Below are 13,472 nucleotides of genomic sequence, written 5' to 3' on the forward strand. Positions count from 1 at the left end.
CCCCACGCTACAAAAAAATTTTTACTATGGCAAAAAAATTTGTAACACTGGGGGTGAGAATTCATTTGACCGAAGCCAAAGGAGGCGGAGACCTTGGCGACAGAAGCATCAATAGCCGTCAGGGCGGGGCGCGGTGCGCGGGGGATCGGCGGCTTCGTCGTCGTCACCGCGCTGACCTTCCTGGGCCTGCTGGCAATCACCTTCTTCATCGGGCGCGTGGTGCCCATCGACCCCGTGCTTTCGGTGGTCGGGGACCGCGCGACGCAAGAGCAATACGACGCGGCGCGGATCGCCATGGGGCTGGACCGACCGCTGGTGGTGCAGTTCTTCGACTACGTCTGGTCGGTGATGCAGGGTGACCTGGGCCGCTCGATCTCGACCAACCGCCCAGTCGCGGACGATCTGCTGCGGGTCTTCCCGGCGACGCTGGAGATGGCGACGCTGGGCATCTTCATCGGGGTTGTCCTTGGCGTGCCCGCCGGGGTCTGGGCCGCCACGCGGCGCGGCGAATGGGTCGATCAGGTGATGCGGGTCTTTGCCCTGCTGGGCTATTCGGTGCCCGCCTTCTGGCTGGGCCTCGTCGGGCTGGCGGTCTTCTACGCCGGGCTCGGCTGGGTCGCGGGGCCGGGGCGGCTGGACATCTTCTATGAAGGCCTGGTGCCCGCGCGCACCAATGTCATGCTGATCGATGCCGCGCTGGCGGGCGATTGGGACGTCTTCTGGAACGCGCTTTCGCACCTCGTGCTGCCGGCCTCGATCCTGGGCTTCTTCTCGCTGGCCTTCATCGCCCGGATGACCCGCAGCTTCATGCTGGACCAGCTGGGACAGGAGTTCATCACCACCGCCCGCGTCAAGGGTGTGCCCGAGTGGCGGGTGATCTGGGTGCATGGTTTCAAGCCGATCCGCGTGCCGCTGATCACCGTCATCGGCCTGTCCTACGCCGCGCTGCTGGAGGGTTCGGTGATGATCGAGACCGTCTTCAGCTGGCCCGGCATCGGCAACTACCTGACCACGGCGCTGCTGAATGCCGACATGAATGCCGTGCTGGGGGCCACGCTGGTCATCGGCTCGGTCTTCATCCTGATCAACAAGATTTCGGACGTGCTTTACCGCGTCCTTGACCCGAGGAGCCGCTGATGAGCACGAGAGACTGGCTGCTCGACGACAGCCCCGCAACCCTGACCCAGGCCAACCTGGGCCGCGCATGGCGCATGATGGCGGCGCTGATGCGCAATCCGCTGGCCCTGGCGGGCCTTTTGATCATCCTGCTGCTTCTGGTCACGGCGCTGTTTGCGCCCTGGATCGCGCCGGAAAGCCCGGTGGGTCAGAACCTGCAGAACCGCCTGCTGCCGCCCTCGGCAGAGCACTGGATGGGCACCGACGAACTGGGCCGCGACATCTTCAGCCGCGTCGTCTACGGCTCGCGAATCACGCTGATGATCGTGGCGCTTGTGGCGGTGATCTCGGCGCCGCTGGGTCTGATCATCGGCGCTGTCGCGGGCTACTTCGGCGGCTGGGTCGACCGCATCCTGATGGGGCTGACCGACGTCTTCCTGTCGCTGCCCAAGCTGATCCTGGCGCTGGCCTTCGTCGCCGCCCTTGGGCCGGGGATCGAGAACGCGATCATCGCCATCGCCATCACCGCCTGGCCCGCCTATGCCCGTATCGCAAGGGCCGAGACCCTGACCTTCCGCAATGCCGAGTACATCCAGGCGGTGCGGCTGGTCGGCGGCTCGCATTCGCGGATCATCTTCCGCCACGTGCTGCCGCTTTGTACCTCGTCGATGATCGTGCGGGTGACGCTGGACATGGCGGGCATCATCCTGACCGCCGCCGGTCTGGGCTTCCTTGGTCTTGGCGCACAGCCGCCGCTGCCGGAATGGGGCGCCATGATCTCGCGCGGGCGGACCTTCATCCTGGACCAGTGGTGGGTCGCCACCATGCCGGGCTTCGCCATTATCCTCGTCTCGCTGGGCTTCTGCTTCCTGGGCGACGGGCTGCGCGACGTGCTGGATCCGAAACAGGGGGGCGAGAAATGACCGAGGCACCGCTTCTGGAAATCGAGGACCTGCGGGTCAGCTTCGCCACCCCCAAGGGGCCGGTGGAGGTTGTGAAGGGGCTGAACCTGACCCCGGGCCGCGAAGAGCGCCTGGGCATCGTCGGCGAAAGCGGCTCCGGCAAGTCGATGACGGGCCGGTCGATCCTGCGGCTGATCCGGGCACCGGGCAAGCAGACCGCGAAGACCCTGCGATTCGACGGGCTGGACCTGATGGCGCAGAGCAGCCGCCAGATGCGCCGGATCCGCGGCGCGCGGATCTCGATGATCATGCAGGACCCGAAGTTCTCTCTGAACCCGGTGATGACCATCGGCCACCAGATCGCCGAGGCGTTGCAGGTGCATGAGAACCTGCCCCGCCGCGATCTGCAGGCGCGGGTGATCGAGATGCTGAACTCGGTCCGCATCAACAATCCCGAGCGGGTGGCGAAGATGTATCCGCACGAGGTTTCGGGCGGCATGGGGCAGCGGGTGATGATCGCCATGATGCTGATCCCGCGCCCGCAACTGCTGATCGCGGATGAGCCGACCTCGGCGCTGGATGTCTCGGTGCAGGCGCAGGTGCTGGACCTGATCGAGGAGCTGGTCACCGGCAACGGCATGGGGCTGATCCTGATCAGCCACGACCTGAACCTTGTGGCGCGCTACTGCGACCGCATCCTGGTGATGAACGGCGGCGAGGTGGTCGAGGCCTGCGCCGCCGCCGATCTGCACAAGGCCAGCCATCCCTACACGAAGGGCCTGCTGGCGGCTCAGCCCCGCATGCAGGAAACCCGAGACGAGCTGCCGGTTATGGACCGCAGCGGAGGAGCAGGCACATGAGCAGCCCCGCGATTTCCCTCAGGGATCTGGATATCTCTTACGGCGACACCAAGGTGGTGCGTGACGTAAGCTTCGACGTGGCGCCGGGCGAAAGCTTCGCGCTGGTCGGCGAGAGCGGTTCGGGCAAGTCGACCGTGCTGAAGGCCATCGCCGGGCTGGCGCCGGACTGGACGGGAGAGATTTCCGTGCTGGGCAAGCCGCGCGGCCATGGCACCGACCGGGCCTTCTCCGAGACCTGCCAGATGGTCTTCCAGGACCCCTATGCCTCGCTGCATCCGCGCAAGACCGTGGACACGGTCCTGTCCGAGCCGCTGGCGATCCACGGCATCGGCAAGCGCAGCGAGAAGGTGGTCGAGATGCTGGCCGCCGTCGGCCTCGATCAGCGCTTCCGCTTCCGCTTTCCGCACCAGCTGTCGGGCGGCCAGCGCCAGCGTGTCGCCATCGCCCGGGCGCTGATGCTGGAGCCCAAGGTGATGCTGCTGGACGAGCCGACTTCGGCGCTGGATGTCTCGGTGCAGGCCGAGATCCTGAACCTGCTGAAGCGGCTGCGCCGTGAACAGGGGCTGACCTACCTGATGGTCACCCACAACCTGCCGGTGGTCAGCTTCATGTGCGACCGCATGGCGGTGATGAACAAGGGGCGCATCGTCGAGATCGCCCCCAAGACCGCGCTTTACGACGGCAGCTTTGCCGATCCCTACACGCGCGACCTCTATGCCGCTTCGGGCGGCAACCCCGATGCCGATCCCGAGGGGACGGCATCCGAAAGCAAGGACCCCGCATGACCGATACCACAAAGGCGCTCGCCGACTTCACCACCGCGTTGGCCGCCGCGACGACCGAAGAGGCGGCTTTCGACGCGCTCTGCGCGCTGATCAAGGCGACCGTGGGCGCCAAGCTGTTCACCGTGATGACCTCGGACACCGACGCCATGGTGGCGCGGCGCGCCTATACCGACGATGCCGAGAACTACCCGACCTCGGGCGAGAAGCCGATCGAGCTGAACCGCTGGTTCGACCAGGTTCTGATCCGGCAGGAGGCCTTCGTGTCGAACACGCTGGCCGATATCGACACGGTCTTCCCCGATGCCGAGCTGATCGGCAAGCTGGGCTGCGGCTCGGTGGTGAACCTGCCGCTGATCATCGGTGGCAAGGTCATCGCGACGATGAACATCCTGCACGAAGAGGGCTACTACACGCCCGAACGCGTGACCCGGATCCACGACATGCTGCGCCTGCCGGCAACGGCGGCCTGCGCCGTGGCGATGGTGTTGCGGGCCTGATCAAGGCCGCCACCCGACAAGCGCATGGTCCCGGCCTCGAAAACACGGCTGGCCGTGGACGAGGTCGGGATCGCTCTGCCATGCGCGCCAGATGAATTGCACCGGCGCCAGGCTCTTCAGCGTCTTCGGACGCCGCGCGGTGTTGTCGGCGTCAAGGGATGATGTGCGGTGGCGCCAGAGCTGCGCGATCATCGGGGCGGCAGCGTGTCACCGTGGCGTCTTTGACGGTCAGGCGCATCCGTGCGACCTGTGCCTTGGTCCCGGGGGGCTGGTCTTCCGGTGCGCGGTTTCCCGGCCTTGCCGATCCTGTCGCGCCGCCCGAGCCGGGAGGAGGCGGCGGTGGTGCGGTTGCGTGGCTGGATGGCGTACCGGTGGGTGTCTGTCCCAAGCAGAGCCTCCTCTGCGACCCGGCCCGGGGGCCGAACCTCGCGATCAGCGCCTGCGTCGGGGCGGCGCGGGCCGTCGTGGCCAGCCAGGCTGGATCAGGGGCCCTGAAGCGCGTTTCCCCTGTTCTGTTCGGGTCCCACGCGGGGCGAGGATCGCTTGTCGGCGGCGGGGCCGCTTCGAGCGCGGCCTTGAATGCCCTGCGAGAGGCGTTACACTTGGGCCATGCAAACAAATTTGACTGGATCCCTCACCGCGCTCTGGGAGCGCATGAATCCCGTGGAACCTTCGATCAGCTATCTGGTCAAGACGATGATCGTCTGCCTGACGATCATGGCCCTTGGCGGGCTGATCGGGCACTTCTGGATCTGACCCGCACGGGGTCACAGAGAAACAGCCATCGGTGGGAGAGGGCGCGGTCTTCTCTCCGCGTGACCGGGGCGGGCTTCGTCAGCGTCGCTCTGGAACGCTGCGGGTCTGACCCGCTGGTGCGGAGGATCGATCTGCGGCACGGGGCGGCGCGGAAGACGCGCCCCTTCGCAATCGCGGCATGGGGCGCCTCTGCGCGGGCAAGCCGCCGGGCGGGTATCGAAGCACGAGTCGGCGGGCCGCTCTGTTGATCAGCGCCCCGCGCGGGCCCGCCTTCAGCTGTCCATCTTCAGGGCCGAGATAAAGGCTTCCTGCGGGATCTCGACCTTGCCGAACTGGCGCATGCGCTTCTTGCCGGCCTTCTGCTTTTCCAGCAGCTTCTTCTTCCGCGTGGCGTCGCCGCCGTAGCACTTGGCGGTCACGTCCTTGCGCATCGCCGACAGCGTCTCGCGCGCGATCACCTTGCCGCCGATGGCGGCCTGGATCGGAATCTTGAACATGTGGCGCGGGATCAGATCCTTGAGCTTTTCGCACATGGCGCGCCCGCGCATCTCTGCCCGGTCGCGGTGGACCATCATCGACAGCGCGTCGACGGGCTCGTCGTTGACGAGGATCTGCATCTTCACGAGGTTGTCCTCGCGGTAGCCTTCCAACTGGTAGTCGAAGGAGGCGTAACCCTTCGTTACGGATTTCAGCCTATCGTAGAAGTCGAAGACGACCTCGTTCAGGGGCAGGTCGTAGACGGCCATGGCGCGGCACGCCGACATAGGTCAGGTCCAGCTGGATGCCGCGACGGTCCTGGCACAGTTTAAGCACGTCGCCGAGGTATTCGTCGGGGACGAGGATCGTCGCCTTGATGCGCGGTTCCTCGACGTGGTCGACATAGGTCAGGTCGGGCATGTCGGCGGGGTTGTGCAGGTCGCGCCGTTCCCCGTCCTTCATGTGGAGGTGGTAGATCACCGACGGCGCGGTGGTGATCAGGTCGATATCGTACTCGCGCTCCAACCGGTCGCGGATCACCTCGAGGTGCAAAAGGCCCGAGGAAGCCGCAGCGGAAGCCGAAGCCGAGCGCGGCAGAGGTTTCCATCTCGTAGGTGAACGAGGCGTCGTTCAGCGCCAGCTTCTCGATGGCGTCGCGCATGTCCTCGAAGTCGTTGGCGTCCACCGGGAAGAGGCCGCAGAAGACCACGGGGATCGAGGGTTTGAAGCCGGGCAGCGGTTCGGTCGCGCCCTTTTTCTCATGCGTGATGGTGTCGCCGACGCGGGTGTCGCGAACCTGCTTGATCGAGCCGGTGAAAAAGCCGATCTCGCCCGGGCCGAGTTCCGGCACATCCTGCATGGCGGGGCGGAAGACGCCCAGCTTGTCGACGCCGTACTTGCCGCCGGTGCGCATCATCTTGATGTTGTCGCCCTTGCGGATCGTGCCCTCCATGACGCGGATCAGCACGACGACGCCGAGATAGGGGTCGTACCACAGATCCACCAGCATGGCCTTCAGCGGCGCATCCGGGTCGCCGCCGTGGGGCGGGGGCAGGCGGGTGACGATGGCCTCCAGCACGTCGGGGATGCCGACGCCGGTCTTGGCCGAGATCAGGCAGGCGTTGGAGGCGTCGATGCCGATGACGTCCTCGATCTGCTCGGCGACCTTTTCCGGTTCGGCCGCGGGCAGGTCGACCTTGTTGAGCACGGGCACGATCTCGTGGTCGGCCTCGATGGCGGTATAGACGTTCGCCAGAGTCTGCGCCTCGACACCCTGAGAGGCATCGACGACCAGCAGCGAGCCTTCGACCGCGCGCATGGAGCGGGAGACCTCGTAGGCGAAGTCGACGTGCCCGGGGGTGTCGATCAGGTTCAGGATGTAGGTGTTGCCGTCCTTCGCCGGATAGTCGATGCGGACGGTGTTCGCCTTGATGGTGATGCCGCGTTCGCGCTCGATGTCCATGGCATCGAGAAGCTGGGCCTTCATGTCGCGTTCGGCGACGGTTCCAGTCAGCTGGATCAGCCGGTCGGCCAGGGTGGATTTCCCGTGGTCGATATGGGCGACGATGGAGAAGTTGCGGATGCGGGACAAGGGTGTGCTCATGTCTCGCGATATGCGGTGGAACAGGGGTTTGGTCAAGTGGGCTTGCGTGTCGGATGCCGAACCGCCGCGGGTTTCGGCGCAGTCTATGCCGGTTCCTGCCTTTTGCGGTCATCGGGGGCCGGTTTCCCCGGGTGCCGGGCCGTGACAGACCCGCGCCGTCGCGCCGTTGTCGGTGACCCGGTCCCGGCGCGGCAGGGCGAACCGTCGGGATGGGCCAGCGGTTCGCCGGGGGCAGCGGCGGCCCCCTTGCACAGACCCGCTGCCGCTGGCTTTGGCCGGGCGGATTACTCCGCGCCCGGGAGGAAGCCGTAGCGGGTCAGTTCCTCGGGTACGAGAATATAGATCTCGTCCGCCGGGGTGGACATGGCATGCCGCATCACCAGCGGGTCGATCCCCATGTCGTCGAGATAGGTCATGACCTCTGCCTGCCCGCGCTGGATGTCTTCGGTCGCGATGAAGGCGGGCAAGAGCGTATTCTCTCCGAAGCTGTGCTGGTGGACCCCGATGGAGGCACTGTCCGAGGCGCTGCGGGTCGTGCCACCGGCAAAGAGATAGGGGCAGGCGGAATAGCAGATCTCGCCCGACAGGATCTCGGTGGCGATGGCGCGGTCGCGCAGGTGGCGGCCCAGTGTCAGCGCGTCCTGCACCGCGCCGCCCGGGGACTGCAGGACAAGGGTTTCGATCACCGGGTCGGCTTCGTCGATCAGCGCGATCACGCGTTCGGCGTCGCCGGGCGCGATGGTGCCTTCCAGCCGGTCCTGGCCGTTCTCGCGGCTCAGGGTCAGCCGGTCCGGCAGGTCGCCGGCCTCGCGCAGGGGGCGGGTGGCCGGGCGGTCTCGGTCGGGCGCATAGGTGCGGCGCTGGTCGCCGGGGCGCACGGGTTCCGACAGGCGCGGCGTCTGCGGGCCCATGAAGGGCATGGAAAACGGCGCCTGCCGGACGTCGCCCAGGATCAGCAGCGCGCCGATGCCGACCTGGAACAGCAGCACGGCAGAGAGGGTGCGCGCGATGTTGCGGGCGTTCATGGCCGCCGCTCCCGGGGGTCGGTTGGTTGGAAAGCCAGCCTCGGGCCCCGGTGACGGGCCGGTGCCGCCGTGCGGGCTGCGGGGGCGGGGCAGGCTGCGCAGCGGGGCCACCGCAGGCCCGGTGTGTGGCTGTGCCGGGGCGGGGGTGGCTCATTCCGCGGCCTCGCGCGGTGCCTGCGGATCGCGGGCGGGCGTCGGCTTGGCCCCTGCCGTGGGGTCCGGCGCGACAGGGGGCGGGGCGGCGGGCGCTTCCGTCTGCCGGGCAACGGCGTCGCGGCTGGCCGAGACCGCCTCGACCTCTTGCAGCGCGGTCAGGGCGGCGCGCAGTTCGGCCAGCGTCAGCGTGTCCTCGACGCCCGCGCCGTCGCGGCCCTGCCGGATCGCGCCCTGGGTCACCGCGAGGATCAGCACCAAGACGGCAGGCAGAAGGTCGATGGCGATGGCACCGGCCCAGCTTGGCACGAAGTTGCGGGCGTAAAGGATCACCGCGTCCGCCGCGGAGATCGGCGTATAGGTCACGTCGGTGGGCTGGCCCAGATCCTGCACCGCCTGCGCCGCGCGTTCCAGCGTCGCGGCGCGCTGGCCCAGCACTTCGAGCACCGAGGTGATGGTGGCGGACTGGTCGGCGCGCCCCGCCGCCGTCGAGCTGTCGAGCTCCGGCAGCACCACCGAGGCGGCGAGGTCCTGCGCCGCGCGTTCCACCAGCGGCGCGACCGAAAGCTGGCGCAGCTGCGTGATCAGGCCCTGCAGGCGCACGGCGGCCTCGGAAAACTCGACCGAGCGGGCCTCGACATTGCCGGGCTCGACCGTCAGCGCGCGCATCCGCGACAGGATCGAGTTGCCCTCGGTGAAGGCGCTTTCCACCAGCGGGGTCTGGGCGGCGATCTGGGTTTCCAGCGCCTGAAGCTCTGCCGATTTCTGCCGCAGCACGCGGAAGACGGCGCCCCGGCCCGCGAGACCGGAGAGCGAGCCCTCGGCCTCTTGCTGCGACAGGTCCTCGAAGCTTTGCCGCGTGCGGGCGACGTCGCGCTCCAGCCCCTGTCCGGTCAGGGCGATCTCATGCGCGCGTTCCAGCGCGACCTGGTAATCCTGCACGGTCTTGGCCAGGTGCTGTTCGACGGCCGCCGAGCCCGCCAGCGCGGCGGCGTTCAGCCGAGGACGACATGGCGACGATGGCGAGGCTGCCGAGGCCCATGGCGGCCAGCAGGCCGGTGCGTGCGCGGGTGGTGCGGACGGCGGGAAAGAGCCGCATCAGGTAGGACCAGAAGACAAAGATCCCGACCGAGACGGCGGTGGAATAGGCCACGGCGGCAAAGACCGAAAGCGCGCCGTTGTCGTCCAGAAGCGAGGAAACGCCGAGGTAGGTGTAGATGCCCGAGGCGACAGACAAGACGCCGAGCGCCGTGCCCGAGAAGGTTTCCAGCCAGGAGATATGGCCTTCGAGTTCGCGGGCGTTGCGGACGCCGCGCGCGGCCTCGCGGTCCAGGGGGTCTTGGTCTCGGGTCATGCGGTCCTCGGTCCGGGGAACGTTCAGCATGTAGGTATTTTGCCGGTCATGGAAAGCGTTTGCTGCCGGGGGCTTGTATTTGTTCACCTATTGTTCATATTTTTGGACATGGATACAGGGATCTTGGATAGCGGAACGGGGGGCCTGATGCCCGGGCAGGTGCTGGCGCGGGGGGTCTGTCGCCACCTGCTGACGCATGGCTTTGCGGTGATCGAAGAGTTCGTGCCGGAGCGCGGGCTGCGCGTCGACGTGATGGCGCTGGGGCCGAAGGGTGAGCTTTGGGTGGTCGAGTGCAAGTCGAGCCGGGCGGATTTCCTGTGCGACGCGAAATGGCAGGGCTATCTGCCCTATTGCGACCGCTATTTCTGGGCGGTCGATCAGGATTTTCCGACCGACCTTCTGCCCGGGGAGACGGGGCTGATCATCGCGGATGGCTATGACGCCGAGATCCTGCGCATGGGGCCGGAAGAGAAGCTGGCGGCGGCGCGCCGGACCAAGCTGACGCGGAAGTTCGCGGTGCACGCGGCGCGGCGCCTGCAGGCCCTGCGGGACCCGGACGCGCTGCTGCGGTGACGGTTTGTCCGGGCGGGCGAATTCCGGGACGGAATTCGGGCCGGTTTCTTTGAAAGAAACCGGTGGTTGGCGGCGGGGGTGTTTGTGGATCGCGTCGGAACGAGCGGTGTGCTGCGCACGTTCGGCGTTCGCCTCACCCCTCGCGCTCCCCGAGGTATTTATGAGACCGAAGAAGAGCGGGGGCGTGGAGAGCACGGGGCCGATGGGGCGCTGCGCCGGGCCGGCTTTCGCCGAATACCCTGCGCTTTGCGAGGTGTTTGCCGGACCAGAGAAGGGCGGTTCGGCGCGTGCGGGTTGCCGGGGCTTGAGCGCGCGGCGGGGCGCGTCCGACCCGGCGGGCCGGCCTAGCGCTTCTTGTTCTTCGCGCCCTTGCGGGCGGTCGCGGCGGCGGCGCGGAGTTCCTCGGCGATCTCCTCGGCCTCTTCGGGGTCGAAATCCATCGGGATCTCGAGGCCCTCGGCGATGACGAAGAGGCGCACCATGCCCTGATCGGTCGGCCCGATCTGAAGCCCGGCCTCGATGTCCTTTTCGTCGTTGATGCCCATGGTCGATCCTGCCTTTTTCAGCCGCCGCGCGGTGACGGGGGAGATAGCCGCGCGGGGCTTGATTTGCAAGGCGCAGAGGCGTTTCATGGCCGCATGAGGATTGACCTGACCGACCTGCGCCCCGGCGATGTGGACTGGCTGGTAGAGCGGCACGGCACGCTCTACGCCCGCGACGAGGGCTTCGACGCGCGGTTCCCGGCGCTGGTGCGGCAGGTTCTGGAGGCTTTCGTTGCAGGGCACGACCCGGCGTGGGAGCGCGCCTTCATCGCGCGGTCGGGTGAGAGGCGGCTGGGCAGCATCTTCTGCGTGCAGGGGCCGGAGCCGGGGGTGGCCAAGCTGCGGCTTTTCCTGCTGGAGCCCGAGATGCGGGGGCAGGGGCTTGGCCGCAGGCTGCTGGCGGCGAACATGGCCTTTGCGCGGGATGCCGGGTATCGGCGCATGGTGCTCTGGACGCATGAAAGCCACCGGGCGGCAGTGGCGCTGTATCGGCGGACGGGCTGGCGCATGCTGCATGCGGAGCCGCGGGTGAGTTTCGGCGTGCCCGTGGTCGAGCAGCACTGGGAGACCGACCTCTGAGGGCAGTTTCGGCTGCCCTGTCTGACCGGCGGAGGCGGGGCAGCCCGACGGAGGTCGCGCGATGCAGCGGGTCGCCGATACCCGTGACAAGGGCAGCTCTGGGGTCGCAGGCCGACCGTCGCCGGCATGCACCGCGCCCGGGTCAGCCCGGGTGCGGCGGCGCGGCTGGGCCGGTCGCGGCCATTGTGCGATGATGAAGCGGCGCCGCGCCGGACGGGCACTCCGGCGGTGCGGCGCCTATGCGCGGCCCGGCTCTCAGCCGAGCGGGATCTCGGGCTGCGCCTTGGTCAGCGCGTCCAGCGCGCGCAGCTGGCCTATCAGGGCCTCCATCCGGTCGACCGGGATCATGTTCGGGCCGTCCGAGGGCGCGTTGTCCGGGTCCTGATGGGTCTCGATGAACAGCGCCGAGACGCCCACGGCCACCGCCGCCCGCGCCAGCACCGGCGCGAATTCGCGCTGGCCGCCGCTGGTCGTGCCCTGTCCGCCGGGCTGCTGCACCGAATGCGTGGCGTCGAAGACCACCGGGTAGCCGGTGCGGGCCATGGTCGGCAGGCCACGGAAGTCGCTGACCAGCGTGTTGTAGCCGAACGACGTCCCCCGGTCGCAGAGCAGGATGCGCTCGTTGCCGTTCGAGGCGATCTTTTCGGCGACATTGCCCATGTCCCACGGCGCGAGGAACTGGCCCTTCTTGACGTTGATCGCGGCGCCGGTTTCGCCCGCTGCCAGCAGCAGGTCGGTCTGGCGGCAGAGGAAGGCGGGGATCTGCAGCACGTCGCAGACCTGAGCCGCCGGGGCGCATTGGCGGGCGTCGTGGACGTCGGTCAGGACCGGTACGCCGAACTCGGTCTTGATCTGGTCGAGGATCGTCAGCCCCTCGTCCATGCCAAGGCCGCGCTTGGTCGAGATCGACGAGCGGTTGGCCTTGTCGTAGCTGGCCTTGAAGACGAATTTCGTGCCGCTGGGCGCGCAGGCTTCGGCGATCTTCTCGGCCATCATGCGCGCGTGGTCGAGGCTTTCCAGCTGGCACGGCCCGGTGATCAGCGCAAAGGGCGCGGTGCCGCCGATGGCGATGTCGCGGACGGTGACGGTTTTCGTTTCGATCATCGGGTCGTGCTCCTTTGGGGCCTTTCGGCGCCGGGGTTCGGGGTCTGTCGCGGACACTGCGCCGGGCCCTCGGTCCGGGGGGCTGGCGCCGGGGGCTGGTCCGGGGCGCCGGGGAAAATCACTTTGTGCCGATCCGGCCACGGAGGCCGGGGGGGCTGGGTTGCCGTCCGGGGCTTTGGCCTTCGGCGCCGGTCCGGCTTGGCGGGGTGCCCGAGCCAAGGGGGGCAGCGCCGCCCCGGACCCGCACAGCCGCCGGGGCGCGATCAGCCCTGCGCCAGCGCGGTTTCGATGCGGGGGATGTCCTCGGGGTTGTTGAGTTCCCAGAACAGGCGGCCACGGGCCTCGACCTCGACGCAGGCGACCGGCGTGCCGTTCACCAGGAAGCGCAGCTGTTCCAGCCCCTCCAGCGTCTCCAGCGTGGTGACGGGGGTGGCGATGTAAGAGGCCAGCGCCTCGGGGCGGTAGGCGTAGACGCCGACGTGGTGGAAGACCGGAATCGGGTCGGGACGCTTGTCGGGATCGATGAAGGGCAGCACCTCTTTCGAGAAGTAGAGCGCCTTCAAGTCCTGGTCGAAGACGGCGGTGGTGCCGCCGACCCGACCGTGCCGGCGGTCCTCGGTGAAGTTCTCGTAGGTCTGGGCGTCGCAGCGCAGCACCGGGGTGGCGACATCGACAGTGGGGTCGTTGGCCATGCGCTCGATCAGCGCCTCGACGAACCACGGCGGCGTCAGGGGCGCGTCGCCCTGCAGGTTCACCACGAGGTCCGGCGTCTCGCCCAGCACCCGCAGCGCGTCGGCGCAGCGGGCGGTGCCGTTCTCGCAGGCGTCCGAGGTCATGACGACCTCTGCCCCGAAAGCGCGCGAGGCCTCGGCGATGCGGTCGTCGTCGGTGGCGACATAGATGGCATCGACGCCGGCGATCTGCCGGGCCGCTTCCCAGGTCATCTGGATCAGCGACTTGGTCGAGCCGTCCTTCTGGCGCAGCGTGGCCAGCGGCTTGCCCGGATAGCGGGTCGAGGCATAGCGGGCGGGGATGAAGAGGATCGTGCGCATCACAGGGCTCCGTCGTGCCGGGGGACAGGTCTGGCCGCGCCTTGGGGCGCGCCGGTGGTGGTCAGGGTGAGGGGCCGCCTCTGCGGCTGTCCCG

The 13,472-nt window shown here is 68.1% G+C and carries 12 protein-coding genes and 2 pseudogenes; 8 read left to right on the top strand and 6 right to left on the bottom strand.

Features of this window, described 5'->3' with window-relative positions:
* The first annotated feature begins 93 nt into the window (after window positions 1-93).
* The 6 genes from ABFB10_RS14410 to ABFB10_RS14435 all read left to right on the top strand — a co-directional run bounded on the left by ABFB10_RS14410 (window position 94) and on the right by ABFB10_RS14435 (window position 4,916).
* On the top strand, window positions 94-1,137 hold the full coding sequence (locus ABFB10_RS14410) for an ABC transporter permease (RefSeq protein ID WP_418596054.1): 1,044 nt from the start codon (window positions 94-96) through the stop codon (window positions 1,135-1,137).
* On the top strand, window positions 1,137-2,039 hold the full coding sequence (nikC, locus tag ABFB10_RS14415; RefSeq protein WP_347167026.1) for a nickel transporter permease: 903 nt from the start codon (window positions 1,137-1,139) through the stop codon (window positions 2,037-2,039). The genes ABFB10_RS14410 and nikC overlap by 1 nt, the downstream gene beginning before the upstream one ends.
* A complete protein-coding gene (locus ABFB10_RS14420; protein ID WP_347167027.1) occupies window positions 2,036-2,878 on the top strand; it encodes an ABC transporter ATP-binding protein in 843 nt (280 codons plus the stop codon). Before nikC ends, ABFB10_RS14420 begins: the two co-directional genes overlap by 4 nt.
* Entirely contained in the window at window positions 2,875-3,663 is a 789-nt protein-coding gene (locus ABFB10_RS14425) for an ABC transporter ATP-binding protein (RefSeq protein WP_347167028.1), read from the top strand. The genes ABFB10_RS14420 and ABFB10_RS14425 overlap by 4 nt, the downstream gene beginning before the upstream one ends.
* Window positions 3,660-4,160 (top strand): GAF domain-containing protein, encoded by a 501-nt coding sequence (locus ABFB10_RS14430; protein ID WP_347167029.1) that lies wholly within the window; start codon window positions 3,660-3,662, stop codon window positions 4,158-4,160. The genes ABFB10_RS14425 and ABFB10_RS14430 overlap by 4 nt, the downstream gene beginning before the upstream one ends.
* A gap of 621 nt (window positions 4,161-4,781) precedes the next feature.
* Window positions 4,782-4,916, top strand: a complete 135-nt coding sequence (locus ABFB10_RS14435) for a hypothetical protein (protein ID WP_347167030.1) — start codon at window positions 4,782-4,784, stop codon at window positions 4,914-4,916.
* 272 nt (window positions 4,917-5,188) lie between these two features.
* Here ABFB10_RS14435 and lepA read toward each other — a convergent pair.
* The 3 genes and pseudogenes from lepA to ABFB10_RS14450 all read right to left on the bottom strand — a co-directional run bounded on the left by lepA (window position 5,189) and on the right by ABFB10_RS14450 (window position 9,528).
* Window positions 5,189-6,996 (bottom strand): annotated as a pseudogene (gene lepA, locus ABFB10_RS14440) (translation elongation factor 4).
* Between the two features lie 284 nt (window positions 6,997-7,280).
* Window positions 7,281-8,021: a COG3904 family protein gene (locus ABFB10_RS14445; RefSeq protein WP_347167031.1), complete on the bottom strand. Its 741-nt coding sequence runs from the start codon at window positions 8,019-8,021 to the stop codon at window positions 7,281-7,283.
* A 150-nt stretch (window positions 8,022-8,171) separates the two neighbouring features.
* A pseudogene (locus tag ABFB10_RS14450) lies at window positions 8,172-9,528 on the bottom strand (hypothetical protein).
* 147 nt (window positions 9,529-9,675) lie between these two features.
* Here ABFB10_RS14450 and ABFB10_RS14455 point away from each other — a divergent pair.
* A complete protein-coding gene (locus ABFB10_RS14455) occupies window positions 9,676-10,101 on the top strand; it encodes an MmcB family DNA repair protein (protein ID WP_347168021.1) in 426 nt (141 codons plus the stop codon).
* Window positions 10,102-10,445: 344 nt separating this feature from the next.
* Here the strand turns inward: ABFB10_RS14455 and ABFB10_RS14460 are convergent, their stop codons facing one another.
* The gene (locus ABFB10_RS14460; protein ID WP_347167032.1) at window positions 10,446-10,646 is read right to left on the bottom strand and encodes a DUF6324 family protein; all 201 of its coding nucleotides are present in this window, start codon (window positions 10,644-10,646) and stop codon (window positions 10,446-10,448) included.
* Between the two features lie 93 nt (window positions 10,647-10,739).
* On the opposite strand from ABFB10_RS14460, the gene ABFB10_RS14465 reads away from it, so the two are divergent.
* Window positions 10,740-11,222, top strand: a complete 483-nt coding sequence (locus ABFB10_RS14465) for a GNAT family N-acetyltransferase (RefSeq protein ID WP_347167033.1) — start codon at window positions 10,740-10,742, stop codon at window positions 11,220-11,222.
* Window positions 11,223-11,477: 255 nt separating this feature from the next.
* Here the strand turns inward: ABFB10_RS14465 and kdsA are convergent, their stop codons facing one another.
* Complete coding sequence (gene kdsA / locus ABFB10_RS14470; RefSeq protein WP_347167034.1) at window positions 11,478-12,326, bottom strand: 3-deoxy-8-phosphooctulonate synthase; 849 nt, start codon at window positions 12,324-12,326, stop codon at window positions 11,478-11,480.
* A gap of 263 nt (window positions 12,327-12,589) precedes the next feature.
* Window positions 12,590-13,378 carry a 3-deoxy-manno-octulosonate cytidylyltransferase gene (locus ABFB10_RS14475; protein WP_347167035.1) on the bottom strand — a complete coding sequence of 263 codons (789 nt, stop codon included), beginning with the start codon at window positions 13,376-13,378 and terminating at the stop codon, window positions 12,590-12,592.
* Between the last annotated feature and the right edge of the window lie 94 nt (window positions 13,379-13,472).

Origin of the sequence: Ponticoccus litoralis, assembly GCF_039769985.1 — a bacterium.
In the GTDB taxonomy this organism is placed as follows: domain Bacteria; phylum Pseudomonadota; class Alphaproteobacteria; order Rhodobacterales; family Rhodobacteraceae; genus Ponticoccus; species Ponticoccus litoralis.

Bases quoted from the DNA above. Each gene is read 5' to 3' on its own strand.
- ABFB10_RS14420 (WP_347167027.1), top strand. From the start codon at position 2,036: ATGACCGAGGCACCGCTTCTGGAAATCGAGGACCTGCGGGTCAGCTTC.
- ABFB10_RS14425 (WP_347167028.1), top strand. From the start codon at position 2,875: ATGAGCAGCCCCGCGATTTCCCTCAGGGATCTGGATATCTCTTACGGC.
- ABFB10_RS14475 (WP_347167035.1), bottom strand. From the start codon at position 13,378: ATGCGCACGATCCTCTTCATCCCCGCCCGCTATGCCTCGACCCGCTAT.
- ABFB10_RS14465 (WP_347167033.1), top strand. From the start codon at position 10,740: ATGAGGATTGACCTGACCGACCTGCGCCCCGGCGATGTGGACTGGCTG.
- ABFB10_RS14430 (WP_347167029.1), top strand. From the start codon at position 3,660: ATGACCGATACCACAAAGGCGCTCGCCGACTTCACCACCGCGTTGGCC.
- ABFB10_RS14455 (WP_347168021.1), top strand. From the start codon at position 9,676: ATGCCCGGGCAGGTGCTGGCGCGGGGGGTCTGTCGCCACCTGCTGACG.
- ABFB10_RS14460 (WP_347167032.1), bottom strand. From the start codon at position 10,646: ATGGGCATCAACGACGAAAAGGACATCGAGGCCGGGCTTCAGATCGGG.
- kdsA (WP_347167034.1), bottom strand. From the start codon at position 12,326: ATGATCGAAACGAAAACCGTCACCGTCCGCGACATCGCCATCGGCGGC.
- ABFB10_RS14445 (WP_347167031.1), bottom strand. From the start codon at position 8,021: ATGAACGCCCGCAACATCGCGCGCACCCTCTCTGCCGTGCTGCTGTTC.
- nikC (WP_347167026.1), top strand. From the start codon at position 1,137: ATGAGCACGAGAGACTGGCTGCTCGACGACAGCCCCGCAACCCTGACC.